The sequence below is a fragment of the Collinsella aerofaciens genome (assembly GCF_032584215.1).
Taxonomy (GTDB): Bacteria; Actinomycetota; Coriobacteriia; order Coriobacteriales; family Coriobacteriaceae; genus Collinsella.
In genome coordinates this window covers 14,544-40,734 of record NZ_JAWHPN010000022.1, presented here as the reverse complement: position 1 = coordinate 40,734, position 26,191 = coordinate 14,544, and the positions used below count along the sequence as shown (strand labels likewise).

Below are 26,191 nucleotides of genomic sequence, written 5' to 3'. Positions count from 1 at the left end.
TGAGCCAGGATCGAACTCTCCGTCCAAAATATCTGGGCTTCGAGCCCGTCCGGTCCTCACAACTATTAGCTGATCGGTTCCGTTCGATTCATATGGTTCTAGTATAGGAAAAGGAATTTCTCGGGGCTGCCTCTCGGCGGCCTTGCGAAAAACAAATCCAAGTTAGACCATTTCAAATGGTTCGATGTCTGCCCGGATGCGACACTTGAAGTGTCCATCCTCGCAGTATCCGGTTCTCAAGGTGCACGCCTGCGCTGGTTCCCGGTTCCACCGGGCCGCGCGGCAAGGAGATATATTGCCAGACCGGAGGGGCCCCGTGGGCGGGAATCGCGTACTCCATATTTTGTTCACAAATGAATAGGTCCCTCAGTCGCATCACTGAGGTTAAAACTGAAGCATTGGCTTCTGATATTGGCGATGACCAGCTGTTTTATGTGTATTGAGACATCGGTCATCTCTGGAGCGCTACTTTACTCCAAAGGCATCAGTTATTTGTTTCCCATCGGTAAAAGGCGGGTTTTGTTCGCCAAGCGTTCTTATATATAGCTAGATACGGGTTCGAACCCGTGCACCGGCAACAAAAAAGCGACCAACCGGAGTTGATCGCTTTCTATTCCATGGTGGGCCGTCAGGGGTTCAGCCTGCTTCGCAGGCGGCCGCTGCGGCGCTTTCGCGCCTTGCGCGCTGCGCTGGCAAACGCTCACGCGTTTACTCAGCTCCGCGCCCCGACGGGTCCGAACCCATGAAAGGGCGACAAAAAAGACGGCCAACCGAAGTTGACCGTCTCAACAATCTTTGGGTGGGCCGTCAGGGGTTCGAACCCTGGACCTTGGGATTAAAAGTCCCCTGCTCTGCCAGCTGAGCTAACGGCCCGCGGGTGGCATTGTACCACGGTCTGGGACTATTCCCAACTCCATTGGCCGTTCTGGAAAATCACAACTTCACGTCCATCAGGCGTAATGCCCGTAATATCGATGTCGTCCGTGCCGATCATAAAATCGACGTGCGTGCTCGAGACGTTAACGCCATGCTCCAGGAGCTCCTCCTTGGACATGTCATACCCACCCTCGATGCATTCGGGAAAACCTACACCTAGCGCGAGATGGCAGCTAGCGTTCTCGTCATAGAGCGTATCGTAGAACAGAACACCACTTTCGCGGATCGGCGTGTTCTTGGAGATGAGCGCGACCTCGCCCAGATGAGCGGCACCTTCGTCGGTGTCAATGATGCTCGCGAGCGTTGCCTTGCCCACACGGGCGTCGTAGTCCACCACGCGGCCTCCCTCAAACTTAATCCAAAAATCGTCGACCTTATTGCCGTGGTGGATGAGCGGCATGGCCGAATACACGATACCGTCGGCGCGCATGCGATCGGGCGAAGTGAAGACTTCCTCGGTGGGAATGTTGGGGAAGAAGGGGTGCCCATCGGGCGTCTTGCCCTTGCCGCCGGCCCACTCGTGACCTTTCGTCATGCCAATCGTCAGATCGGTTCCATTTGCCGCGGTGTAATGCAGGTAGTCGAAACGATTGTCGTTCAGGAAGCGCAGGTTCTTTTCGAATGCGGCGTCATGGAGTTCCCAGTCGCTCTCCGGGTCCTGACCATCGGCGCGCGCGGTGTGCAGAATCGCATTCCACAGCTTATAGATTGCAACCTCATCGGCGTCTCCCGGGAACACCTCGTGCGCCCATGCCACGACCGGAGCGCCGGCGATGCACCACGGATTGATGTTGTAATCCAGTCCACGGCGGAAAACTTTGCACTGCGTATTCCTCGCCTTGGATGCCGCGGCCGGCTTGGCTGGATCGATGCCCTTGAGGGCTGCAGGATCCGCACCCTCGATAAAGACAAAGCAGGCACCATCCTGGGCCAAGGAATCCAGCTGCATGCGCTTCCACTCAGGCGTCTGCTCAAAATAGCTTTTCTCGACATGCTCGTACGTGAGCCTCGTCACGGCATCATCGGCCCAAATGACCGTCACGTGGCCGGCGCCGGCAGCATAGGCCTCCGCGACCACCACGCGCGCAAACGGCGCGCACTCGACCGGAGACTGAACGACGACCTCCTGGCCGGGCTTGACGTTTACGCCCTTGCGGACGACCAGGCGCGCGTAGTTTTTAATCTTGGGCTCCAGGGCCTTCATGCCCTCCAGAGCCTCTTCGACCGTCAGGGCAGCTCGAATCATGTGCCACTCCATCTATCTATAGAACAGTAAAAAGACGCGCCGCAAAAACGACGCGCCTTATATCTTAGCGATAAGTATGTATGCAAACGCTACTTCTTCTTGGAGTCCTTCTTGTCCTCCTCGGCAGCCGCGCGCTCAATAAGAGCATTGAGCTTGTTCTCGGACATGCCCTCGGCCTGCGCGCGGTACATGTTGCGCAAGGGACGAATACGAGCGAAGTCATAGATAAAGTCGCCCAAAATGATGACGTAGGACAAAACAATGCCGACCATCTGGACAGGGCTGGACACCATGCCAGCGGGAGCGAAGTACAGCGAGGCCCCAATTGCCACGACGAGCACCATGCCAATGGCGAGCACAATCCACCAGATGCGACGGCGCTTGGTGTAGTCCTTGTCCTGCTTGAGGAGGATATTCGACACCGTATAGATGCGGTCCTCCTTGGCGCGCTGCTTAGCCTTGCGGGCGCGCTTCTCCTCTTTAGAAAGGCCCTCGAGGTTCTCGCCCTTCTCGAGCTCTTTGCGGCGTGCCTTAGACGAAGCCGGCACGACGCGAACGGAGCTCGCTGCTTGGCGGGCGGGCTTAGCAGATGCGGCAGACTTGCGCGCGACCCCGGTAACTTCGTGGGATTGCGTGCGCTTGTTCGTGGCGCTACGGGTACTCACTTATGCGTTCTCCTTCATGCTTGTGAACTGGGAGCCCGTGATGATCTGGAAGGCCTCGCGATAGCGCTCGGACGTGCCATCGATGACCTCGGCGGGCAGGTGCGGGGTCTCCCCCGTCATATCCCAGTTGGCCTTGAGCCAATTGCGGACGAATTGCTTGTCGTAGCTAGGCTGGATCTTGCCCTCCTCGTAACTGGCAGCAGGCCAGAAACGGCTGGAGTCGGGCGTGAGGCACTCGTCGATCAGCGTGACCTTGCCATCAATGACACCAAACTCGAACTTGGTGTCGGCAATGATGATGCCACGGGTCGCGGCGTACTCGGCAGCGGCCTTGTAGATCTTGAGGGAAAGGTCACGAATCTGCGTGGCGATGTCCTCGCCCACGATCTCGCAGCAACGCTCGAACGAGATGTTCTCGTCGTGGTCACCGATCTCGGCCTTCGTGGACGGCGTGAACAGCGGCTCGGGAAGCTTGGAAGCCTCGGTCAGGCCCTCAGGCAGCTGGATGCCGCAGACGGTGCCGTTCTCGTCGTAGGTCTTCTTGCCCGAACCGGTCAGATAGCCGCGGACGATGCACTCGATAGGAATCGTCTGGGCCTTCTTAACCAGCATGGCGCGGCCAGCGAGGTAGTCACGATACTCAGCAAACTCCTCGGGGAAATCCGCCGGGTCGATGGAAACGAGATGGTTGGGGACGATGTCGGCAAACTTATCGAACCAGAATGCCGAGATGCGATTGAGTACCTCTCCCTTAAACGGAATCTCGTCGGGAAGAATGAAGTCAAACGCAGAAATGCGGTCGGTGGCGACCATCAGCAGGTTTTCACCGGCATCGTAAATATCACGAACCTTGCCACGGGAATCCGGACGACGCTCCATCGTTGTCACGTGAGTCACTCCTTACCTAAATACGACAGAAATGCGGGTTCTTTCCCGCATGTTTTCGCAAACTCGGAGCGGCAGGGACGCGGCCCCTCCTTCACCGAATAACGAAAAGCTAGTGCTCCATTGTAGTAGATGCCGCGTCTGCCGTGTGCTCGCGGGGCAGATGAATTGTAAAAGTCGTACCCTTTCCAAGCTCCGACTCCACGGATATGTAGCCATGGTGACGCTCGACGATCTGCTTGGTCACGGCGAGGCCAACGCCCAGGCCGCCAGCTTCGCGGGCGCGGCTGGCATCGGCGCGCCAAAACCGCCCGAAGATGCGCGACAAATCGTCCTTGGCAATACCGATGCCGGTATCAGAAACGGCAATGCTGACGTGCTTGCGGTCACTGAGCACCGACACCACGACCCAACCGCCCTCGGGGGTGTAGCGCATGGCGTTGCTCATGAGGTTGATAACACATTGCGTGATCATGTCGGGATCGGCCTCGACGACATCGTCGTGACCCTGGGTCTCGTCCGCAAAACGCAGGCGCAGATCGCGGTCGACAAACAGGCGCTCCTGGGCATTAACGATGGAACGCACGAAAGGAACCATGTCCACCGGCTCAAGGTTGAGCGGAGCCGTGCTGTTTTCCATGCGCGACAGGTCGAGCATCTGCTGCACCAGACGAGCCAGGCGACGCGTCTCGGAAGCAACGGTTTCCAAATGCTCATCGTCGGTGGGATACACGCCATCCTGCATGGCCTCGACCGTTGCGAGCATGGCCATAAGCGGCGTGCGAAGCTCGTGTGCAACGTCTGAGGTCAGGCGCTTCTCGTGTTTCATATCCTTCTCGAGCGAAGTGGCCATCTCATCGAAGGTCTCACCCAGCTGATCGATCTCGTCATCACCGCGCAGTCCCGTGCGAGCCGACAGGTCGCCGTCACGGATTTGCTTTGCGGTACTGGTGATGCGATGAATCGGCTTGGTGAGCATGCGCGACACGAGCGATCCGATAACGACCGAAATGCAGATTGCAACAACCGCGGCGAGGGCCATGGCGTTAAAGGTCTTCTCCCTAAACGCAGAGTCCGCCTTGGTGAGCAGAGCGTCGGAGCCGATGGCCCACAGCTTTACCTGTCCGACATGCTCGCCGGAAGACGTTACAATCTCGACGTTAGCAACGCTATCGGAGTCGGTTGGAGCAGACGAGACCGGGCTATGCGATGCCCTCTTGCCGCTCGTGTCGTCGGTCGTAGCCTGGTTTTCGCGTACATCGGCGGTGGCGCTTGCCGAGGGCCAGGAATCGTCATAAACGATCACGCCCTTTTTATTGACGACCTGCATGCCCAGATCGGCGGAAACCAAACTCGACGTTGCGACCGTGCGCAGTTCTCCCGCGGTCCAAGAGCCGTTTTCCTCATATGAGGTTGCCAACTTCTCGGCAGCGGAATTTGCGATTTCGACGATATTGGAGCGTGTGTAATCCGAAAAGACCGTGCCCCACACAACAGAGACAACGCCCACCAGCACCAATACTGTCATGAGCGATGTCAGAGCAAAAGCAAGTGCCATGCGCGAGGGATAGCTCATCGTTGGCCGTGAATCGGAGCGAGGCGTGTTCCAACTAGCCCTGGAACCCGCCTCGCTCTCCTGCTTGTGCTTTTGTCCGATTTCAAAGCGCGCAGGTGTCATATGTGATTTCCCTATTTCTCGTCCGACTTATCGGTCTTGGCCGGAGCCTCGAAGCGATAGCCGACACCATGGACGGTGTAGAGCCACTTGGGCTTCTTGGGATCATCGCCCAGCTTGGCGCGAAGATTCTTCACGTGGCTATCGATAGTGCGCTCATAGCCCTCAAAGTCATACCCGAGCACTTTCTCGACCAGCTCCATGCGGTTATACACACGGCCGGGATGGCGGGCAAGCGTGGTGAGCAGCTTGAACTCGGAAGCCGTCAGATCGACTTCCTTGCCCTCGACCAAGATCTTGTGGCCCGAGATATCGATGACCAGATCGCCGAAGTCGAGTACCTCGACGGCGGGCTCGTCGGCCTGATGGGCACGGCGGAACAGAGCGCGAACGCGGGCGACGAGCTCGCGCGGCGAGAACGGCTTAATCAGATAGTCGTCGGCGCCGAGCTCAAGACCGATAATACGGTCCTCGATCTCGCCCTTAGCCGTCAGCATGATGATGGGGACATCCGAGGTATCGCGAATGGTGCGGCAAACGCGCTCGCCGGGGATCTTGGGGAGCATAAGGTCGAGCACGACCAGGTCGAACTGATGCTTCTCGAACTCCTCGATCGCGGACTGGCCGTCGCCGACGCCCACAACCCAGTAGCCTTCGCGCTCGAGATAGGCAGCGACGGCGTCACGGATTGCCTTCTCATCCTCGACCAGCAGAATCTTTTTTGCATCTGAAGCCATAACACGGCCCCCCTGTCTCAATTAGCTAAGAACAAGCCCATTTTAACGCACCTGAGCCCGCCAGATGCCGCTATGACGCGGCAGCTCGGCGGGCGGTACTCACAATTACAACGCGTTTATTCCCCTGTTGGCGCCTTTTTAACCCCTCTAAGCTTAAAGAGAGAATAGGCGTGCAGTGACTGTCTCTGGTATACCCTGGCTGTTGCGCACCGTGGCGTACGTAAGGAATGAGTCCGATTTTCCCGCCGTAGCTGGATAATCGCCATACTCCAAAGCGCGGTCGGGCGACAGCAGCGAGCCATAGGTCTTGGCAGAGGTGTCGATCAGGAAATGCGACGCCTGTACCTTAACAAGGTATTTATTCTTCTTGCCAGCCGCACATGCGAGCGGCTCACGGGACAGGAAGAGATACGGCCCTCCCTCATTACCGATATACGTGCCCATGTTGCCCAGGCTGCCCACGCCACTATAGGCCGCCTCGATAGAAAACACGAAGGTATCGCCCATATATACGGCCTCGAAAGGCGAGACTGACGAGGGAAGGACTAGCTGGGCACGTTTGGTGTTGTTGCCGTCGGTCAAATCGATTGCCGTTATGCCGTAGTAGACGCCCTCGTCGTTGCGGACACGCGGCGAGATGGTCAAAATGCCGTCGCTCGCGCGCGGGGCCGATGCAAAGCGACCCGTCGATTTCCAAATTGTCTCGGCCTTGGATTCATCAAGCGAGCGACGATAGCAAAACGAATCGCTACTCGTTTTATTGCCACCTGCCGAGGGCATTTTATACCAGATGACTGATGACCCGAACGCCGTAAACAGCGGCGGATCATAGTCCTTGCCACCTCGATCGAGCTCAACCACGTCGCCAGAGAGCGAAGCGCCCGACAGATTTTGACCGTAGAGCTTCCACGATGAATTGGCAAAGTTCATCTCAACCCACGCGAATACGCTGTCGCCGGCACGGACATCGTAGAATGCATATCCCGTGCCCTCGACAGGATCCTCGATTAATGTGGTAAGCGAGCCATCGCCCAGGTTGAGCACACCGAGTGTGTTGGCGTGCAGTGCCGATGCGGGCGCCATCATCGCCGCGGCATAATCGCCATCGCAGTAGTACAGCAACGTACCCAGAGGCAGCGTCCATGACGCCGCCGGCTCAAGATCGATGTCGACTGCCTCGTACTCATCCGTAATCGAGATGATTTTGGAATCGTCCTTGATAACCTGCGGCTCGCCGGCGGCATCATCGCTGGTGCCCGTTTTTTTCGAGCATCCGGCAAGCACCGTGGCAGCGCCCGCGGCAGCCCCACCGAGCACGAAGCCGCGACGCGATATTCCGTTCTTGATGTGATCGGCGATACCCATTAGGCGATCTCGGCGCGAGCGGCCTCGATAGCGCGTGTAAGCTGGTCGGCGCAGGAGGTCTTTTTCATACCGCAGGTATTACCGGCGAGAACCTCGATTACGCGATCGGCAGGAGCGCCCTCGACCAGCTTGGAGATAGCCTTGAGATTGCCGTCGCAGCCGCCGGTAAACTCAACGCCCATCACCTTGTTGCCGTCATCGGAAAGGTCAAGGTGAATATTGCGAGCACACACGCCCTGAGGCTTGTAATCAAACGAAATCATGCGATCCCCTCTCAGAATGTTATTCGAAACGACTATTATCCCCGTCTTTCCCTAAATGCAACGAGGCGCTTTGCCGGCAACACACATTACCAGCAAAGCGCCCTAAAAAGCTAACGTTATGCCCGAACCTACTCGAAGCTCAGCTGCTCCAGACGATCAAAGACCGTGTCGATACGGGTGAGGAAGTCCCACGGATCAAAGATCTCGTCGAGCTTCTCCTGACTGACGGTGCAGCGCGGGTCGGCCTCGAGACGCTCCTTAAAGGTGGGGCCGGAGACACAATCCTGTACCTCGTGCCAGGTTGCCATAGCGTTCTCCTGCACAATGGCGTACGCGTCCTCGCGGGTGATGCCCGTGTCGACGAGGGCGAGCAGTACCTTGGAAGAGAAGATGAGGCCGCGGGTCTTATTGAGGTTGGCCATCATGCGGGCGGGATACAGCTGCAGGCCGTCGATAACGCGGATGAGGCACTGGAACATGTGGTCGAGGGCGATGAAGCTATCGGCCTGGGCGACGCGCTCGGCAGAGGAGTGCGAAATGTCACGCTCGTGCCACAGGGCGACGTTATCGAAGGCAACCTGGGCGTTGGACTTCACGACGCGCGACAGACCGCAGACTTTCTCCATGGTGATGGGGTTGCGCTTGTGCGGCATGGCTGAGCTGCCCTTTTGGCCCTTACGGAACGGCTCCTCGGCCTCGAGCGTATCGGTCTTCTGTAGATTGCGAACCTCGGTAGCGATGCGCTCACAGGTGGCCGCTGTAGTGGCAAGCACGCCGGCAAGGTAGGCATGGTGATCGCGGCTGATGACCTGCGTGGACAGAGGATCGTGGACCAGGCCCAGGTGCTCGCAGACGTACTCCTCGACGAACGGCTCGATGGAGCTGTACGTGCCGACAGCGCCCGAGATAGCACCGAAGGCAACATTCTTGCGGGCGTCCTCAAGACGATCCAGATCGCGCTTGAGCTCCCAGGCCCAAGAGCCAAACTTCATACCGAAGGTCATCGGCTCGGCGTGGATGCCATGAGTGCGGCCGGCACAGAGCGTGTTGCGCTCCTCAAAGGCGCGACGCTTGCAAATCTCGCCGAGCTTCTTGACGTCCTCGATGATCAGGTCGCAGGCCTGGGTGAGCTGGTAGCACAGGGCCGTGTCGCCCAGATCCGAGCTGGTCATGCCATAGTGAACCCAGCGGCTGGGCTTGGGGTCGCCCTCGGGAACATCGGCATCGATGTATTCCTTCATGTTGGTCAGGAAGGCAATGACGTCGTGGCGCGTGACTTCCTCGATCTCATCGACCTTCGCCTTCTCAAAGTTGGCATGGTCGCGGATCCACTGGGCCTCGTCTTTGGAAATACCGATCTTGCCGAGCTCCGCCTGGGCCTCGCAGGCCAGAACCTCGATCTCCTGCCAAATGGCGTACTTGTTCTCGAGGGAGAAGATGTGTCCCATCTCCGGGCGGGTATAGCGATCGATCATAGCGGCTCCTTTTTGGTTATTGGCACGTTGGTCGTAACCCAACCATTGTACCGTGCGCAGGTGCAAGTATGGGCAGCAGGCATTAACCTAACATTTTGGAATTGGAGCGAGCAACGGGACGTCTGCGTTATTTGCTTCGCAAATCCGCACCGGCTTCAGGCGCCTGTCGGCGCCTTCGCCTGCTCGCTACAAACGCTTCGCGTTTGCTTTACGCTCGCACCCTGTCGGGTTCGAGTCCCGGCGCTTTATTGAAAAAAGCACGGCACCGTAATGGTGCCGTGCTTGTGCTTCTAGCTGGAGCGGGCAACGGGACTCGAACCCGCGAGTGTCAGCTTGGGAAGCTGATGCCTTACCACTTGGCGATGCCCGCATATGTGGGGGATAGTATAACGCGGTTGTCTTGTTCGATACAAGGGTGGCGATGCTTGTTTTAGCTGTGGAGATTCGTTTGAAAATCGCGTCAATTGTGGAGATGAGGACCTTTGGCCTCCTGTTCTCCCTATCTTCTACCTGCACTTTTGCTTGATTGTTGTATTTGAGCTCAATTTGTCAGGAATTGGGCAAGCTTTTGGTCAGGCTCCGGTACTTACCCGCATGAACCTCGGGGGTAGCCTCATCCTACGCGTCGCAGCCTCCCCGTGCGACGCACGAGGGATAAGGAGCAGCCATGTCCAACGCACCCACGCACTCTGTCCACAGCGCAATCGCAACAGGTCCGCTGCTCCTGCTCCTCTTCCTGCTTTTCGGCTGCCTGGCACCGGGAGCCGCATTTGCCGTCGATGGCTACGACCAGCTCGGCTTCCGCACTATTAGCGATGATTGTGGGCCCTTCTTCATCGGCAAGTATGAAGCTCAAGACACCTCGATTGCCTACTGCATGAACCAGGAGCGCCCCGGCCCCACCAAACCGGGCGGCCCATGGCTCAACTTTGATCAAGGCTGGGTGTGGCTCGACGACGAGTTCGCGGCAATCGTTTGTCACGGATATCCCACCACCACGTCGTTTGGCGGTTACCATCTTTCACCCGATCGCGCCCGCGCCGCCACCCAGCTTGCCGTATGGATGCTCAACGGCACTACCCATGTCGACGGCACCTACTCCTACACGACCGCTCAGGGCAAAACCAAGAGTGGGCACTTTACCGCTGACAATGAAGTCGTGGCGGCGGCGCGGTGGCTCCACGACAGCGCAAAATCAGGAAACATCAAAGCCGCTCCGCACCGCGCGCGACGCTATCTAGGAGCCGTATCGGGCGGCATCAAACGTCAGGACATGCTCTATGTACTGCCGGCGGTCTCTGTTTCCTTCCAAAAGCAGTCTGCAAACGCTGCCATTACCAGCGGAAACAATACTTATCAGTTTGACGGGGCAACATTCGATATTTTTGAGAGCGCCAGCGGCGCGCGTGTCGGCACCATCCAGATGGACAGCAACGGTCGGGCGCAAGCAACTCTTCTGCCCAACACTGCATACTACCTAGTTGAAACGAAGGCGCCGGCCGGCTATGTCCCCCGTCGTGATCGCATCGCCTTTACCACGGGGAATGACGGTGGACAGGTCGCCATTGATGAACAGCCCGGCATCATCAACCTGCATATCGTAAAACTCGATGCCGCGACGAATGCCGGCCCCCAGGCGGGATCTTCACTCGCAGGAGCAGAGTTCACATGTGTGTCACAATCAACCCCTGGATGGGCGCAAATCCTCACGACCGACGAAAGCGGTCAGGCCACCCTCGCCGATGTCCCCTTAGGAACCTTTACCATCTACGAATCAAAAGCCCCCGAGGGCTACCTGCCATCCAACGACAGCTGGACCTATACCGTTGGAGCCGACCAGCTCGGCGATTCAGGCGTGGTCGAGATCGAATCTCGCATTTCCGATATCCCCATTGCGTTTGACCTTGAGATTTCCAAATTCAAGGATTACGGCAATAGCGACCAATCCGGCCTGGAGCAACCGGCGGGTGGTGTTGTCTTTGAGGTTGTCAGCAACAGTTCTCAGCAGGTTGTTGGCACACTGACCACAAACATCTATGGCTTTGCCTCCACCAAAGATCAGCCCGAAGCATGGTTCGGCACAGGCAAGCGACCCGCCGGTGTCCACGGAGCTGTCCCATACGACCGTGCCGGCTACACGATTCGCGAGGTTCCGGAAACCGTCCCCGAGGGTTTTAAACGTGCAGGGGAATGGACCGTCGGGGCCAATCAGATTTCCAACGGCGCCGAGCTTCAATATATCGTGGACAACCACGCGCTGTCGACGCATCTCCAGATTGTAAAACGCGATGCCCAAACAGGCGCTTCTGTTCCACTAGCCGGATTCACCTTCCAACTCCTAGACAGCAATCACGAACCTGTCTCACAAACTTGCTGGTATCCAGCACATAACGTAATGGACACCTTTACGACTGACGCGACCGGGACCGTCACACTGCCCGAATCGCTCGTGCCGGGCACCTATTATGTACGCGAAACCTCGGCCAAAGAGCCCTATCTTGTCGGCGAAGAGATCGAGGTAAACATACCCGCCGACATGAACCTAACGCCCGTTGCAGTCGCCTCGTATTATGACCACGCCGCGACCGGAAACATCAGGATCGTTAAAACCGATGCCATAGACGGCAGCAGCCTCGCGGGCGCCGTCTTTGAGATCCGCGCCTCGGGTGATATCGTGCGCCCCGACGGTAGCATTGCCGCGTTCGACGGTGAGACTGTCACGACCGTCACGACGGATGAAACTGGAGAAGCACGCGCGGACAACCTCCCACTGGGATCTGGCACCGCACGCTACGAGGTTGTCGAGACTCAAGCGCCGGCAGGCTTCTTGCTCGATCAGACAACCCATATTGTTGCCCTTACTTATGCCGACCAGAAAACACCCGTTGTAGAAGCACGGCTTAACGTATCCGACGATTACACCAAGGTTGATATCTCCAAGGTCGATGCAAGCGGTGAGCAAGAAGTGGAAGGCGCACAGCTCACCTTATATGGTCCCGATAAAACCGAAATAGACTCCTGGACCTCATCCGACAAGCCGCATCGCGTCGAACATCTTGCACCCGGCACCTACTCGTTGCGCGAAATGATGTCTCCGCGGACCTATGACCTTGCTGAGGAGATAACGTTTGAAATAAAGGATACGGGAGAAGTCCAAACCGTCGCGATGAAGGATGCGCCCATCGAGATCAAGGGACAGGTCGACAAGCGTCAGGAACTTGTCCAACCTATCGAAAAGGGCCTGTTGGCTAACGGCGATGGTAAAAACCGCGCCACGACGCAAACCAATAGTGATGGGCTTTTCTCCTATACCATCGATGCTCGAAACGATTCCGCTACTTGGGTTGATGAGTTTACGATTACCGATGATCTTGAGTGCGCCAAAGACGGCACAGCGAGATTCATCTCAATCGAAACCCCCGTCGCCATCGGCGACCTCAACGGTCTGTGCGACGTATGGTACCGCACGACGCCGTTGGACTCGACAGACGTCGATGAGCCGGCAAACGCGACACTTGACGATGGGCACGAAAATCCTTGGCTTGAGTCCGACGAAGTAAAAGAGAGCCTTGGTGAGGACTGTCGCCTCGTCGATTACGACGGCTGGCGCCTCTGGAAGGCGGATGTCTCGACCACGGAATCCACCACACTCGAGGCGGAAGAGCTCGACCTTGCATCCAATACCGTCGTAACAGGCATTCGAATTGAATACGGTGCGGTAGCCGCCGACTTTACGACTCGAAGCGATGCGGATTCTTGGACCCGCGATGATCTCAAAGATGAGCACGACGACCTTGACGATGCCAAAGCAATCCTTGGCACAGACGCTCGGGGCGCAGTCGTACATATGCAGGCAACGTCGGCTTATACGCCCCAAACCGCACTCACCAACAGCGCGCGCGTCGATCTTTGCCGCAACGGTGGCGGCGATAAACTTGAGTCACATGACGAGGACAGCGTCATTCAACGCTGTACCCTACCGCAGGACCTACCGGCAACAGGATCAGTTCCCATCGCCGCTTACATCACCGCGCTCCTGACCTCGGGTGCCGCAGCCCTATGGTTCGCTCGCCTTAGGTCGATCCCAAAGAAGCGCTAGCGCGATGAAAAAGCGGGCGAGCCAGTCCCCTGGCTCGCCCGCTTTCAATCATGTAAATCGCCGTATCTACTCTGCAGACGAAGATCCACCATCAACGATTGCTTGCTCGGACTCAGGAATCCCATCGGCACCCGTGCTCTGTTCTTGCTCCACCTCTTCGCTGATTGCGGAGGCGGGGGTCGAGCCCTTCGCACCCACGATGTAGGCGGCCCCAAATCCTAACGCAATGGCAATCAAGGTCAAAATCACGTAGACAGGCCAATGGCGCTTAATATACGAAAACACGTTGACTCCTTAGAGCTCCGCCTACGAACGGCGGATAACCTCGGTAACGACCTCGGATACCGTGGCAATGTTCGTCGGGTTAACATTGTGGGGCAGGTCGTCCTCGGTACGAGCGCAAGCCAGACGTGTGCCGTCCACACCGGCGATGGTGAGGGCTCGGCGGCTCGCCTCGAGCGCGGCGTAGGCATCGGTCTTGGCATAGGGCATCTCGAGCGCGCCACAATCGACATGGAACGACTTGCAGACCTTGCTGACCAGGTTCATGATGCGGCGATCGCCCTTGAGCAACTGTTGTTCGCCCTCGACCGTCACAACCGAAAGCCTACCGGCACCGACGGATTCAAGATTGATAAAGAATACGCCGCGGAGCTTATCGCGATGCGAAGCCAAGAAGGCCTTCATGCCGGCGCCATCACAATCCGAGGCGCCCGTTGCCACAAACCAGATATCGTGACCGAGCAGCTCATCATCGCCCATAGAGGCGACAGCCGAGAGCATATCTTCGGAAGAAGCGCCATCGGAAGACGTAGCGCCACCCTTCCAGCCATCGTTATCGTCCTCGAAGTTATCCCACGAACCGATACCGCGACCGGACTTCTTGGCATCGTAATCGTCTTCGACGCCCAGCCAGTCACTCATGCTGTCCTGCTCGTTTTTCTTTTTACGACCGAACAGGCCACCCAGGCCGCGCTTACGAGACTTGGGTGCCGCCGGGGCGGGAGCCGAAATGGTCTCGATCGGCTGCGCGCCCGACGCAACGGGCATAGGAGGCGCAACGGGTGCCGATGTGGGTTCGGGACCCTGGGCAGTAGCAAAGGGATCGTTGACCTGTGCGGAGGGGTCGGGAAGGTCGAACAGCGACGTGCGAGACGCAACGTTTGCCTGCTTCATGGACGGCAGCGACGGATCGGGGACCGAAGCCAGCGGAGACGAGGAAGGTGCAGGCGACGGTGCCGACGCCGGATCGGGAACATTCATCTGCGGACGCGGCGATGCCTGGGAGGAAATCTGGGCCATAAGGGAATCGACCGTTTCGTCCTGAGTGGGAGCGACATTGGCAACCGTGGCACCGGAACCACTCGGGGTCGGCATGGTGAAAATCTGCGTGGAGTAAGGCCTCGACTCATCCGTCTCGGGAGTCTCGGAAACCGCAGGCACTTCCTCCTGCTCGACCTCGGTCGAATCACCTTGATCGGCTGCCGCGTATTGCTCTTCGTCAGAGCTGGCCTCAACGGACTCGTCCTCGGCGACATCTTGGATTTCGGCAGCATCAATAGGCTCGTCATCGTCTGCCGCGTCGCCCTGCTCATCGGAAACAGGAAGGGGCTCGGCAATCGCGGTGCCCTGCTTTTCAAACGTTATCGTGGAATCGAACTGCGCGGCATCAAACGACATGGTGCTATCGACGTGCTCCTGAGCCTCGAAAGACGTCGTCGCCTCAACAACATCCGCGGACGCCGGTTGCTGGGACTCAAAGGACGTTGTAGCTTCGGCGGCGTCGACGGGCGCGGACTGCATAGCCTCGTTCTGCTCGAACTCTTGCGCCGCGTGCTCACGTGCCGCCTCGGCTGCCTGCTGCTGAGCGATAGCCTCCTGCTCGGCAGTCTCGCGTGCGGCAGCGCGCTTCTCCTCGAAATCGTCGACAAATTTCTTGCCCTTTGCAAGCGCACCCTTAAAGAAGTTGGAAGCGCTGGCGCCAATCGACGAGAACGCGGATGCAATGTCGGCATGGGGCGTTGCCGCGGGAATCTCGGCCGAGAAATCAGTATCGCTCTCGTAAGACACGCGCCTCGGCTGTTCAACGTAATCGTCGTCAGACTCGTCCGCAACGTCTTGCGCCGGCGCGGCGGGAGCCAAAATGTCCAGTCCTGCCGCGGGATCGATCGCGGACACCGCCTCGGGCTCGGCAACGGCAACGGCAACCGCGGCAGACTCATCATCCACGGTGACAGCGGGCGCAGGCGCAGTCACGACGGGGGCAGGCTCGGGCTCAAACGTCGGCTCCTCGCCCTCCTCGTAATCGAGCGTGCAGGACTCGGGGAGCATTCCGAGCGCACGGATGGCATCCGAACCAAAGCGGATGTTGCCGGCGGCATTGCGATAGAGCTTGGGCTCGGGCTCGGCCGCGACAGGCTCCTCCGCCGACTCGGCAGCGGAAACCTCGTCATTGAACTCTTCAGCCTGGGCAGCCTGATTCTGATCCTCAGGCACGATAGCGCCGATCAGCGTCTCGTCGGCAGACGCACCCTCAAAGCCCTCGATTTGCTCGTCGAAAGCCTCACCCTGTTCGGGCTCGGTCTGAGCGTCGGGAGCAATCGGCTGACCGAATTCGTCCTCGGCGTAGGTAGGCTCTTCATACTCGATGGTGTTGCCGTAGTCGTTTTGCTGCTGGGCCGCGGCATATTCCGCCGCTGCGCGCGCCATTTCCTCGGCACGACGCTTCTGCTCCCCAAAATAGGTATCGAACGGAACATCGTCGGGAAACTCGTTTTCACCCTGGAAGGGAGCAACGTTGTCCATAACGCCGAGCATAGCGGCGACAGAAGATTTGTTGCACACCGCGCCGGACGTATAGGGAAGAATGTGGCGGTTAGAGATGATGTTTGCCGCGTTGGCAAGTGCAACGAGGGAAGCGAGGATCGCGACAATCCACAGCAGAACCTTGAGCGCGCCGGGGAGCGGCAGGATACGCAGGATGGCAACGGCAGCAGGGGCAACCGTGGCAACGGGCAACAGCTTGGCAATGAGCGCACGATACGAAGCATAGGGCTCGCGGGCGAGCAGCTCAGCACGGGGAGAGTCGTAGTGTGCGACAATGACCACCGGGCGGTTGCGCGGAGACGCGAGCGGGCCCGAGGCCTTGTGGTAGGCGATGACATTTTGGCTCACGCCCGTCTTGCCCAGACGCGAAACCACGGGGTGGCCCGTGCGCTCGAGCACGTAAAGAACGGCACCGACAATGGCCAGCAAGGTGCCGACCAAGCCGATACCGCCGCCGATACCCATCAGCAGGGCGCCGGCAAACGCAAGAATACCGGTAACGGCAAACGCCAATCTACTGGGCGCCGGGGCATTGAACTCCTGAACCTCGGGATCAAAGCCGTGGTTGCGGAAGATCTGAGCGATATCCTCGGCAGCCAAGCGCTCTTCTTCGCTGCATGCCGGCGTAATGCCGGTGTTCTGCAGCAGGTGGTTAATATAGTTCTGGGTGTTCGCCATGTGCGCTCCACATCCATAATCCGACAAATAGGCCCAATGCATGCACATTAGAACCGTATATAGTCGAAAGTATACCCCGAGCGAGCGCAAACGACCGAATTCGGTCCATCTTAACGCCCCGAGCGGACAAGGATATAGCCTAATCTCCATATCGGACTAAAATCATGGCAGCAAACCACCTTCTCATGCGAGGACTCTATGACGGCAAGCGACGCGACCGCGACAATTAAAAAGGGGAATTCGGAGCCCAGTTTCGATAAAACGGCTCAGCGCATCCTCAATCTTTTCTTTGTGCTCAATAGCTCCCCCGAACCGCTGACGACCGAGCAGATCGTCTTGGATTCTGACCTGGGATATGGCTCGGGCAATATCGACTCGGATAAGCGCAAGTTTCGACGCGATCGTGACAAGCTGCTCGAACGCGGCATCTTAATCAAGGAGGTTCGCCCCACCGGCGCGCAGGAGACCGAGGAAAGCTCGTGGACAATCGACCGCGAGCACACGTTTGCGGCAGGCGGCCTCATTACCGCAGACGACGCCGATATCCTGCTCAACGCCATCGACCAGACACTAGCGGCCGGCTCATCCACTTTTGCCGCACCGCTTGCCGATATTCGCTCCAAGATTGCCTATCTCACCGGCAGGACGACGGTAGACGAGGCGCCGATCAGCCGCTCTCCCACCGTCGATGCGGTTTGGAGCGCCTTTGCCGAGCGATGCGCGCTGCGATTTTTATATCAGAACGGACGCGGCGAGCAGAGAGAACGTACCGTCTGCGTCTACGGCATGTTCGAGCGCGAGGGCGTGGCTTACTTCTGCGGCCTCGACAACGTCACCGACGACATCAGGACATTCCGCTGCGACCGTATCGTTCGCGCTTGGCGTCCTTCGAAGGCCTACGTCATCCCCGCGAACTTCAACCTCAGCGACTACCTGTTCTTTGAATTCGATTTTGCCGACCGACCGCCCGTTGCAGCTACGTTCTCGTTCGCCCCTCAGACGCAGATCGATATGATCAACGGCCTCACGCGTGGGCGAGGTGAGCTCGCACACACCGATGCAGGATGGACCTGGACCGTTGACGTGCGCGACCTTGAAGCCGCCGCCTCATTTTGCATGGCCCACGCCATGGACGGCATGAGGCCCATGGCCCCCAAATCGCTCAAGCAGGCGTGGAACCACCTCATCGAAAGGACGGTGCACGAGTATGCCCGTGCGTAAACTCACCAGCGAGCAGAGACTCTCGCGCGCCATCGACATCATGGAGGCCCTCTACGCCGCCGGCGAGAGCGGCATGACACGAACCGAGATTTGCAGTCGCTTTGGCATCACGGGGGTGTCGCTCGACGAGATTCTCGAGATCGTCTCGACGCTCGCGGACCGAGAATCGGGCGCGCGTATCATCTGCGAATGCCGCGGCGAGCGTGTGGTCCTCACCGGTGACGCCGGGCGTGTGCTACCGCTGCGCCTGAGTGCCGCCGAGGGCGCTGTGCTCAACCATGAACTTGAATCGTTGGGGATCGAGCCGCAGACGGCAGCTCGGATTCGACATGCCCTTCTACCCGAAGAGCTCGGCTATAACCAGCGCGTCCTTGACACCGTCAACCACGGGTCGCACTGGCAGCAGCTGAGCTGCGCCATTCAGGACGGCGTTCGCTGTCGCATCTCGTATCGCTCGATGGACGATGCACGGCCACGCGAGCGTCTGGTCGACCCCTTGCGCATTACGGCAAACGGCGACCAAACATACCTGATTGCCTGGGACATCACAGTCGATGAGCAGCGCACCTATCGCATGGATAAAATCGAGGGACTCGCCTTGACGGAAGACTCCGTCGTGCCTCACGCACCGGACGTCGCATCCCTCCACGATTCCCTTGCCCGGACGCAGCATAGCGCAAAGCTTTTGATGCCATTCGATATGGCGGAGCATCTGGACTGGGCCGGCATCACCCTAATCGAGCGCAGCGGGACAGACACGGCAACGGTAACCGTGCATTACGGCTCCGAGCGTTGGCTACTGAGCCAGATAATCGCAGCGGGCGGAGCCATCCGCATCTTGGATGACCCCGCCCTGTCAAAGCGTCTGTGCGATATGGCAAAAACCCTCGTCTGTCCGCTTTAGCGCCGCCGCTCGTGGCGTGCGCGCCACAGTTGCAGATAGTGCCCGATCTGCGCCGATTCGATGCGCTGGTAGGAGCTCGTGGGCAGCGACGTTAAGAACTTCTTTCCGTAGCCCTTCGTCACCAGGCGCGGGTCGGCCAGAATCAGCACGCCGCAATCGGTCGACGAGCGGATAAGGCGGCCGGCCGCCTGCTTGACCTCGAGCACCGCCTCGGGCAGCGAATAGCGCGCCCAAGCGCGGTCTTCGCGCAAGTTGCGCTCGCACGAGAGCGGGTCCGTGGGGCTCGAGAACGGCAGCTTGGGAATGATGACGCAGCGCAGCGTCTCGCCGCTGGCGTCGAATCCCTCCCAGAAGGCCTTAAGCGCAAAAAGCGACGAGGTCGGCTCGTTGATAAACCGGTCGCGCAGGCGACGAGGAGATGAGTTGCGCTGCTGGCAGTTGAGTTCCAGACCCGCACGGGCCATCTTGGGCTCAACGCGGGTGTACAGGTCTTCCATGTCGCGCCGATTGGTGAACAGCGTGAGCACCGATCCGCCCATGGCAAGATGGGCGTCGACCAGCACGCGCTCGAGCGCCGTAAGATAGCTCTCACGATCGCGCGGATCGGGTATATCGCCCGCAACGACTACAGCCATGTTCGAATCAAAGTCGTAGCTCGAGTCCAAGTGCAGCGATGAGGATGTTGAAGCACCGATGCGATCGAGGCCGACCGCGTGGTTAAAGTGTTCAAAGCTTTTGGACACCGTCATGGTCGCCGAGGCAAAGATAGCCGTGTGAACCTCGGGCAGCCACTCGGTTGCCAAGGCCTCGCCAATGTCGATGCGCTCTGCGGTCATTGACTCTCCGCCGGCACGCAACCTGCGATTGACCTGCAGCGAATACACGTAGTGTTCATCGGTGCCGTCGATGATGAGTTTGAGGTTCTCGGCCAGCTCGTGCAGGCGGCGCGAAATATCACCCAGGTCGACAACAACCTCGGGCTTGTCGGCGGCGACGGCTTGCACCAGCGCGTCGACGCTCTTGTCAGCCTGTTCCAACGCGTCGATGGCAACGTAGGCCGACTGTAAGAAATCATGCCAGTCGTCAGATTCGCGCAGTTCGGGGCCAATCCATAGATTGGCATTGTCATAACCCCCACGGGCACGGCGGCCGAGCTCGCGAACGCCATCGAACACGTCGGCGATTGCCATGCTCGCGCGCGCAACCGTCGACGTCGCCTTGGCAGTAAGGCCCAGATAGAGCGTAGAGCCCTCGGAGGTTGCCAAATCACGGGAAACCTGGCTTAGCGCGCCGGTGCTCGAGCCACCCAGACGCTCAAACAGAACGCGTGATTCGTCCGCCGATACCACGCGCGCCCACTGACGGCGTGCCTCGCGCTCGATGGAATGGGCCTCGTCGATTACCCAATGACGAATCGGAGGCAAAATCCTGCCCTCGGCCGCGACATTGCGGAACAGCAGGGAATGGTTGGTGACCACCACATCGGCATGCGCCGCACGACGACGAGCGCCGTGGACCAAACATTTATCAGGGAAAAACGGGCAGAGGCGACGAGCACACTCGCGCGAGGCCGTCGTAAAGTCGGGGCGGTTGACGCTGCGCCACCGAATGCCAAGCGAGTCGAGGTCGCCATCGGCTGATTGGCAGACGTACGCCATAATGACCGCGACCGCCGTGAGCGTGTCCGCCGGATCGCGCTTGGTGGTAATCTCGACCTGGCCGCGGCTCATGCGCTCAAGCTTGCGCAGGCACGGATAGTGGTCATACCCCTTGAGAGCGCAAAATGACAGACCACCGTCCAGTTGCTCGGCAAGTTTTGGCAGCTCATGGTACATGAGCTGGTCTGCAAGATTGTTCGATTTGGTCGCAATACCAACCGTGATGTTGTTACGGCGTGCCGCCTCGGCAAAAGGCACCAGATAGGCCATCGATTTGCCGACGCCTGTGCCCGCCTCAATTACACGATGAGTGCCCGTGACCAGCGCATCGCGGACCTCGAGCGCCATCGCGATCTGCTCATCACGCGGCTCGTAAGTGGGATACATGCGATTGACCAGGCCACCTGGCGCATAGTCTGCCTCAATCTCCTCACGACTCGGCATCTTGAGGACCGGCAGTTCGTCGGCGTCCACCCGATCGTCGGCGCGATCGGCCTTGAGAACGTCAGCACGAGCGGCGCTGAGAGAGAAGATAGAACCAGGGTTCTGCCCTGCCAAGAATGAGAAGATAGGGCGATAGGACCAAGGCACATCCGGATGCATGTCGGCTAGGCGCGCCATGAGGCCCTGGGGCAAGTCGGTGAGCGCCACGAGCAACACGCGCCATACGCCACACAGGGCGTCGACGTCGGCATTGGCACGGTGTGATACCGAGTCACAGCCAAACAGATCGGCCATAAAAGACAGCTTGTGCGAGGCCAGGCGCGGAAGCGCGATGCGCGACAGCGCCAGCGAATCGATCCAAATATCGCTCACGTTGACGCCGCCTTTGACCGACTCGATAAACGAGCGGTCGAACGTGGCGTTATGTGCGATCACCGGGCAACCACCGACAAAATCGGCGAGAGCGGCGACGGCCTCAACGGCCGACGGGGCATCTGCCACGTCGGCATTTGTAATGCTCGTGAGCTCGGTAATCTCGGCGGGAATCAGCTGCTTGGGATGCACGAAGGTATCGAAACGGTCGACGATCTCGCGGCCCGAAAGACGGGCCGCCGAGATCTCAATCAGCTCATTGTCCTGCACCGAAAGACCTGTGGTCTCGGTATCGAGGACAATCACATCTTCCTCGATAAGGCCAAAGGACTGCGTTTTGGCGCGTTCGGCTAGCGTGGCATAGGAGTCGATGACAAACTGCGGCGTTCCTGACGAAACCGCGTCCTCGATTAGCATGCAATGCCCGCTCGACGAAGGCCCATACGGATTAGGCTGTCACAGACCTGCGGGAACGTCATGTCGTCGGTGTGGCGGATCTCATCCGGATACAGCGACGTATCGGTCATGCCGGGAATGGTATTGGTCTCGAGGATGACGGGGCCGTCCTCACTCACGATAAAGTCGCTGCGCGAGATACCCAGGCAACCGAGAGCCTTGTGAGCGGCACAGGCAAGCTCCTGAGCACGAGCGTAATTCTCGGGCGAAATCTGCGCCGGAATGCGATGGATGTCTGTAGGGTCGACATACTTCACGTCCAGATCGTAGAACTCGCAGTCCTTGGGCTTACGAATCTCGACAATCGGCAGAGCGCGCACGTCGTCCTCGCCGTATACGCCGACGGTGATCTCGGTACCCTCGATACACTTCTCGACCAGCACTTTGTCGCCGTACTCAAACGCCTTGGCGATTGCCGCGGGCAGCTCGGAGGGCTCATGGACCAGGGAAATGCCATAGCTGGAACCGTTGACGGCCGGCTTCACAAAGCAGCGCTCGCCACAAACCTCGACGACATGATCGATATCGACTTCATCGCCCACCTCGAGCGCAAGGCCGGGGGCAACAGGAATGCCCGCCTTGGCGTACAGGAGCTTAGAGACCTCCTTGTCGGCACCGCAGGCGCTGGCAAGCACGCCCGAGGCCGTGTAGGGGATACCCAGGGTCTCCATGGCGCCCTGCATGGCGCCATCCTCGCCGCCGGCACCGTGCATGGCGATAAACGCCACGTCAAAGCCGCCGGTCGCCATGGTTACCATAAAATCATCGGCGGCCGTGTCGAGCAGCTCCACCGAAGTGTAGCCGGCCTCCTTCAAGGCAACCACGACGTTCTTTCCCGAATTGAGCGAGATCTCGCGCTCAGCGGAATGACCGCCCGCCAAGACCGCTACGTGCATGTTCTCTAGGCTTTTACCCGGCATGGGCAGACTCCTCCTCTATAATTTCTGCAGCTGATACCATATTGTAGCGATACCCTCTACGTTTCCCCAAAATCGAAAGGCTTCCATGAATCCCAGGACTAAATCTCAGGACATTCGCGACTTGAGCCAAAACGATATTCGCGAGCTCGTGGCCGAACTTGGCCAGCCCGCCTTCCGCGCGAAGCAGCTCATCGAATGGGTCTTTGAGAAGAACGTTTGTTCGTTTGACGATATGACCAACCTTCCCAAGGCTTTCCGCGAGCAGCTTAAAGAGGCTTTTGCCTTTGACACGCCGACTGAACTAACCAAGCAGGTTTCCAAAGATGGCTCTCGTAAGTATCTGCTCGAGTACCACGACGGCGTTTCCGTCGAGACTGTCGGTATGCCCCGTCGTAACAAGCTTTCCGTCTGCGTTTCCACCCAGGCTGGCTGTGGCATGGGCTGCGCCTTTTGCGCTACCGGTCTCAACGGCCTCAAGCGCTCTCTGACCGCTCAAGAGATCGTCGACCAGGTACTTCATGTATCCAACGACTTTGGCGAGCGTGCCACGAGCGTCGTCTTCATGGGCCAGGGCGAGCCGTTTGCCAACTACGACGAGGTTCTCAAGGCGCTGCGAATCCTCAACGACCCCGATGGCATCGGTATCGGCGCTCGTCACCTCACCGTCTCTACCAGCGGCGTTATTCCCGGTATTCGCAAATTTGCCGATATCCCCGAGCAGTTCACGCTTGCCGTTTCCCTGCATTCCGCCATCCAGTCGACGCGCAACAAGCTCATGCCCGGTGTTAAGAAGTACACACTGCTTCGCCTTCACGAGGCGCTTCAGCTCTACACCGAGAAGACTGGCCGCCGCCCGACCTATGAGTATGCCATGATCGAAGGCGTCAACGATACGAATCCCGAGATGCAGGCGCTCTGCGACTTCTGTGAGGGAACGCTGTGCCACGTTAACCTTATTCAGCTTAACGACATTGAGGGTAGCCCGCTCAAGCCGTCGCCGATTCATAAGGTTGAGGATCTTCAGCGTCGTCTTGAGTCCCGTGGCATCGAGACCACGATTCGTAACTCCCGTGGTAACGATATTGACGCCGCTTGCGGACAGCTGAAGCAGCGCTTCAAAGTTCAGAAGAACGCATAGGGGAGTCGCACCCCAAAACGTTTCATGTGAAACATCGAACGGACCCGGTTGCAAGATATGCAACCGGGTCCGTTTCATTTATTGACCTTAATTTTGAATCAGCTGCTACCTGTCCCATTTTTTACGGCCAAAATAAGGGGTCCTTGCCTCGTGAATCAGACAAGAACCCCTCAAAATATGCTAAGTAATTGTTAGGTACCTAATAGCCTACATTTTCCCATTGTTTGCTAACCCAACCTTGATTAATCTTGGGATTCTTCGTTACCTGAGCAGTGCGCATGGCAACATCTTCTGTCATAACATCCATTTTCTTCTTGGATGTATCGACAATATCTTGCGCGCTACGAAGCAAACGACCTCGAAGTTCATCGTCTGTCGCGATCTTATAGCCAGCAAAGGCACCAACCGCGACAGTCGTCGCCAATGCAATCGCAGTTAAAATCCTATTCCTCATCTTGGCCTCCTTGATCAAACTGAATCATTTCGCCAAGAATACGAGAGAGCTCTTCCTCGTCTTTAAACTCAATCTCAATCTTATTCTTTCCTCGTGAGCTCTTCACACGCACGTTGGTATTAAAAACCTGACGAAGCACGCGGGCAGCCTTTTTAAAAGACTGAGGTGTTGCAGGCCTCGGAGTCTTAGGTGTCTCTCCGGCAGAAAACAATGGAGCAAGATTTTCTGTCGCTCTTACGGAAAGGCCCTCTGCAACAACCTTCTCTGCAAGTCGAATTCGAGCGTCCTCATAGGGAACTGCAAGAATAGCACGCGCATGACCAGCAGTAAGTTTGCCCTCAAAAATCATCTGCTGAACAACTTCAGGGAGATCGAGAAGGCGCAGCGAGTTTGTAATTGCAGAGCGTGACTTGCTTACCGCCCTCGACAATGCCTCCTGGGTCATACCGCTGGCATCGATGAGCTGTCGATAGCCCTTAGCCTCTTCGACGGGATTCAGATCAGAACGTTGAAGGTTTTCGATAAGAGCAAGAGCCAGCATCTCTTCATCGTTAACATCTTTAATGATGACAGGCAGTTCCTCAAGACCAGCAAGCTTTGAAGCTTGGTAACGACGCTCACCAGCAATGATCTCATAGCCGTTTCCATGCTTGCGAACCAAAAGCGGCTGCAAAACGCCGTGTTCTTGGATTGACTCGCTTAACTCGCGAAGTTCAGTTTCGTTAAAATGAATTCGTGGCTGATTAGGGTTGGGAACGATATCCTCAATAGGTAGTTTTGCTTCAGATGCGGTATTTGCAGCCGATGTAGCCGAACCACCGGTCTCATACTCGGCCTCTGAGACCAAAGCATTGAGTCCACGTCCTAATCCGCCACGTTTCTTTACACTAGGCACGTTTGATCACCTCTTTTGCAAGGTTCATATACGCTTTTGCACCCTTATTTTGAGGTGCATAGGTAATTACCGGTTCTCCAAAAGACGGAGCTTCAGAGATTTTAACCGTACGGGGGATCAACGTCTTAAACGCCTTATCACCAAAGTACGATTGAACCTCCTCAACAACCTGATTCGATAGAGAAGTACGCGAGTCATACATGGTCATAAGCACACCGTAGGTGTCTAAGCCCTTGTTCAGACGAGATTTGACCATCTTCATTGACTCAAGCAGCTTCGTAACGCCCTCGAGTGCGTAATACTCGCACTGAATCGGAATCAAAACGCTGTCTGCTGCGGTCAAAGCGTTGATAGTAAGCAGGCCGAGCGAAGGAGGGCAGTCAATGAAAATAAAATCGAACTCGTCCTGAATCGGCTCAAGCAAATCTTTGAGACGTGTTTCACGAGCAATTGCGCTTACGAGTTCAATTTCCGCGCCTGCAAGCTGAATTGTAGCCGGAATTACGAATACCTTTTTGCAATTTGTATCAAGAACAAGCGATTCTGCCGGCACATCATTCAACAATGCATCATAGATGCAGTGATCAAGGTCTTCTTTTTCAATTCCGAATCCACTGGTGCTGTTTCCCTGCGGATCAAAATCGACAATCAGTGTCTTACGACCCTGCTCACCCAGTGCTGCTGCAAGGTTTACAGCCGTCGTTGACTTACCGACGCCGCCTTTTTGATTGATGATTGCAATGATACGCGTGTCTTTTGCGCTCTTAGAACGCTTAACGTCGCGAAATCCCACGGTCCCTCCTGGTGTGTATTAAAGCTGTCAAACGGAGGATGTTTCACGTGAAACATTCCGAATCGATAGCAACCGCCATGTTTCAC

Annotated in this window: 19 protein-coding genes and 2 tRNA genes; 4 read left to right on the top strand and 17 right to left on the bottom strand. The window is 57.7% G+C overall.

Going from position 1 to position 26,191, the window contains the following annotated elements:
- Positions 1–800: 800 nt before the first annotated feature.
- The 10 genes from RX395_RS07370 to RX395_RS07325 all read right to left on the bottom strand — a co-directional run bounded on the left by RX395_RS07370 (position 801) and on the right by RX395_RS07325 (position 9,617).
- Positions 801–873 (bottom strand) — tRNA-Lys (locus tag RX395_RS07370).
- A gap of 28 nt (positions 874–901) precedes the next feature.
- Positions 902–2,182, bottom strand: a complete 1,281-nt coding sequence (locus tag RX395_RS07365; RefSeq protein WP_316366577.1) for an aminopeptidase — start codon at positions 2,180–2,182, stop codon at positions 902–904.
- Positions 2,183–2,271: 89 nt separating this feature from the next.
- A complete protein-coding gene (locus RX395_RS07360; RefSeq protein ID WP_316366575.1) occupies positions 2,272–2,847 on the bottom strand; it encodes a hypothetical protein in 576 nt (191 codons plus the stop codon).
- Positions 2,848–3,726, bottom strand: a complete 879-nt coding sequence (locus tag RX395_RS07355; RefSeq protein WP_035136481.1) for a phosphoribosylaminoimidazolesuccinocarboxamide synthase — start codon at positions 3,724–3,726, stop codon at positions 2,848–2,850.
- A gap of 118 nt (positions 3,727–3,844) precedes the next feature.
- Positions 3,845–5,290, bottom strand: a complete 1,446-nt coding sequence (locus RX395_RS07350) for an ATP-binding protein (protein ID WP_457921682.1) — start codon at positions 5,288–5,290, stop codon at positions 3,845–3,847.
- A gap of 131 nt (positions 5,291–5,421) precedes the next feature.
- Positions 5,422–6,144, bottom strand: a complete 723-nt coding sequence (locus RX395_RS07345; protein ID WP_006236208.1) for a response regulator transcription factor — start codon at positions 6,142–6,144, stop codon at positions 5,422–5,424.
- Between the two features lie 153 nt (positions 6,145–6,297).
- Complete coding sequence (locus RX395_RS07340) at positions 6,298–7,509, bottom strand: twin-arginine translocation signal domain-containing protein (protein WP_316366570.1); 1,212 nt, start codon at positions 7,507–7,509, stop codon at positions 6,298–6,300.
- The gene (locus tag RX395_RS07335) at positions 7,509–7,772 is read right to left on the bottom strand and encodes a TIGR03905 family TSCPD domain-containing protein (RefSeq protein ID WP_117848466.1); all 264 of its coding nucleotides are present in this window, start codon (positions 7,770–7,772) and stop codon (positions 7,509–7,511) included. Before RX395_RS07335 ends, RX395_RS07340 begins: the two co-directional genes overlap by 1 nt.
- A gap of 128 nt (positions 7,773–7,900) precedes the next feature.
- Positions 7,901–9,247, bottom strand: coding sequence for an adenylosuccinate lyase (gene purB / locus RX395_RS07330; RefSeq protein WP_055251306.1), 1,347 nt, complete (start codon positions 9,245–9,247; stop codon positions 7,901–7,903).
- Positions 9,248–9,542: 295 nt separating this feature from the next.
- Positions 9,543–9,617: transfer RNA gene (locus RX395_RS07325), tRNA-Gly, on the bottom strand.
- A gap of 297 nt (positions 9,618–9,914) precedes the next feature.
- On the opposite strand from RX395_RS07325, the gene RX395_RS07320 reads away from it, so the two are divergent.
- Positions 9,915–13,346, top strand: a complete 3,432-nt coding sequence (locus RX395_RS07320; protein ID WP_316366567.1) for a SpaA isopeptide-forming pilin-related protein — start codon at positions 9,915–9,917, stop codon at positions 13,344–13,346.
- A 66-nt stretch (positions 13,347–13,412) separates the two neighbouring features.
- Here the strand turns inward: RX395_RS07320 and RX395_RS07315 are convergent, their stop codons facing one another.
- Positions 13,413–13,631 carry a hypothetical protein gene (locus tag RX395_RS07315; protein WP_022094153.1) on the bottom strand — a complete coding sequence of 73 codons (219 nt, stop codon included), beginning with the start codon at positions 13,629–13,631 and terminating at the stop codon, positions 13,413–13,415.
- Positions 13,632–13,652: 21 nt separating this feature from the next.
- Positions 13,653–16,850: a hypothetical protein gene (locus RX395_RS07310; RefSeq protein ID WP_316366565.1), complete on the bottom strand. Its 3,198-nt coding sequence runs from the start codon at positions 16,848–16,850 to the stop codon at positions 13,653–13,655.
- 198 nt (positions 16,851–17,048) lie between these two features.
- Here RX395_RS07310 and RX395_RS07305 point away from each other — a divergent pair, with 198 nt between their 5' ends.
- A complete protein-coding gene (locus RX395_RS07305; protein ID WP_316366563.1) occupies positions 17,049–18,071 on the top strand; it encodes a helix-turn-helix transcriptional regulator in 1,023 nt (340 codons plus the stop codon).
- Entirely contained in the window at positions 18,058–18,975 is a 918-nt protein-coding gene (locus tag RX395_RS07300) for a helix-turn-helix transcriptional regulator (RefSeq protein ID WP_316366562.1), read from the top strand. The genes RX395_RS07305 and RX395_RS07300 overlap by 14 nt, the downstream gene beginning before the upstream one ends.
- Here the strand turns inward: RX395_RS07300 and RX395_RS07295 are convergent.
- Together RX395_RS07295 and RX395_RS07290 are read right to left on the bottom strand one after the other, a co-directional pair.
- Positions 18,972–21,866 carry a helicase C-terminal domain-containing protein gene (locus RX395_RS07295; RefSeq protein WP_260699574.1) on the bottom strand — a complete coding sequence of 965 codons (2,895 nt, stop codon included), beginning with the start codon at positions 21,864–21,866 and terminating at the stop codon, positions 18,972–18,974. The two genes, RX395_RS07300 and RX395_RS07295, sit on opposite strands and share 4 nt — an antisense overlap.
- Entirely contained in the window at positions 21,860–22,825 is a 966-nt protein-coding gene (locus RX395_RS07290; RefSeq protein WP_316366559.1) for a D-alanine--D-alanine ligase family protein, read from the bottom strand. The genes RX395_RS07295 and RX395_RS07290 overlap by 7 nt, the downstream gene beginning before the upstream one ends.
- A gap of 85 nt (positions 22,826–22,910) precedes the next feature.
- Between RX395_RS07290 and rlmN the strand changes: the two genes are divergently transcribed.
- On the top strand, positions 22,911–23,963 hold the full coding sequence (gene rlmN / locus RX395_RS07285) for a 23S rRNA (adenine(2503)-C(2))-methyltransferase RlmN (protein ID WP_055287295.1): 1,053 nt from the start codon (positions 22,911–22,913) through the stop codon (positions 23,961–23,963).
- Between the two features lie 199 nt (positions 23,964–24,162).
- Here the strand turns inward: rlmN and RX395_RS07280 are convergent, their stop codons facing one another.
- From RX395_RS07280 to RX395_RS07270, 3 genes are read right to left on the bottom strand one after another with little or no spacing between them, the layout of a single operon-like run.
- Complete coding sequence (locus RX395_RS07280; RefSeq protein ID WP_316366556.1) at positions 24,163–24,417, bottom strand: hypothetical protein; 255 nt, start codon at positions 24,415–24,417, stop codon at positions 24,163–24,165.
- A complete protein-coding gene (locus RX395_RS07275; RefSeq protein WP_316366554.1) occupies positions 24,407–25,312 on the bottom strand; it encodes a ParB/RepB/Spo0J family partition protein in 906 nt (301 codons plus the stop codon). Before RX395_RS07275 ends, RX395_RS07280 begins: the two co-directional genes overlap by 11 nt.
- The gene (locus RX395_RS07270) at positions 25,305–26,105 is read right to left on the bottom strand and encodes a ParA family protein (protein WP_022093800.1); all 801 of its coding nucleotides are present in this window, start codon (positions 26,103–26,105) and stop codon (positions 25,305–25,307) included. The genes RX395_RS07275 and RX395_RS07270 overlap by 8 nt, the downstream gene beginning before the upstream one ends.
- Between the last annotated feature and the right edge of the window lie 86 nt (positions 26,106–26,191).

Coding starts and splice junctions, on each gene's coding strand:
- RX395_RS07365 (WP_316366577.1), bottom strand. CDS start 2,182: ATGATTCGAGCTGCCCTGACGGTCGAAGAGGCTCTGGAGGGCATGAAG.
- RX395_RS07355 (WP_035136481.1), bottom strand. CDS start 3,726: ATGGAGCGTCGTCCGGATTCCCGTGGCAAGGTTCGTGATATTTACGAT.
- RX395_RS07350 (WP_457921682.1), bottom strand. CDS start 5,290: ATGGCACTTGCTTTTGCTCTGACATCGCTCATGACAGTATTGGTGCTG.
- RX395_RS07345 (WP_006236208.1), bottom strand. CDS start 6,144: ATGGCTTCAGATGCAAAAAAGATTCTGCTGGTCGAGGATGAGAAGGCA.
- RX395_RS07340 (WP_316366570.1), bottom strand. CDS start 7,509: ATGGGTATCGCCGATCACATCAAGAACGGAATATCGCGTCGCGGCTTC.
- RX395_RS07335 (WP_117848466.1), bottom strand. CDS start 7,772: ATGATTTCGTTTGATTACAAGCCTCAGGGCGTGTGTGCTCGCAATATT.
- purB (WP_055251306.1), bottom strand. CDS start 9,247: ATGATCGATCGCTATACCCGCCCGGAGATGGGACACATCTTCTCCCTC.
- RX395_RS07320 (WP_316366567.1), top strand. CDS start 9,915: ATGTCCAACGCACCCACGCACTCTGTCCACAGCGCAATCGCAACAGGT.
- RX395_RS07310 (WP_316366565.1), bottom strand. CDS start 16,850: ATGGCGAACACCCAGAACTATATTAACCACCTGCTGCAGAACACCGGC.
- RX395_RS07305 (WP_316366563.1), top strand. CDS start 17,049: ATGACGGCAAGCGACGCGACCGCGACAATTAAAAAGGGGAATTCGGAG.
- RX395_RS07300 (WP_316366562.1), top strand. CDS start 18,058: ATGCCCGTGCGTAAACTCACCAGCGAGCAGAGACTCTCGCGCGCCATC.
- RX395_RS07295 (WP_260699574.1), bottom strand. CDS start 21,866: ATGCTAATCGAGGACGCGGTTTCGTCAGGAACGCCGCAGTTTGTCATC.
- RX395_RS07290 (WP_316366559.1), bottom strand. CDS start 22,825: ATGCCGGGTAAAAGCCTAGAGAACATGCACGTAGCGGTCTTGGCGGGC.
- rlmN (WP_055287295.1), top strand. CDS start 22,911: ATGAATCCCAGGACTAAATCTCAGGACATTCGCGACTTGAGCCAAAAC.
- RX395_RS07280 (WP_316366556.1), bottom strand. CDS start 24,417: ATGAGGAATAGGATTTTAACTGCGATTGCATTGGCGACGACTGTCGCG.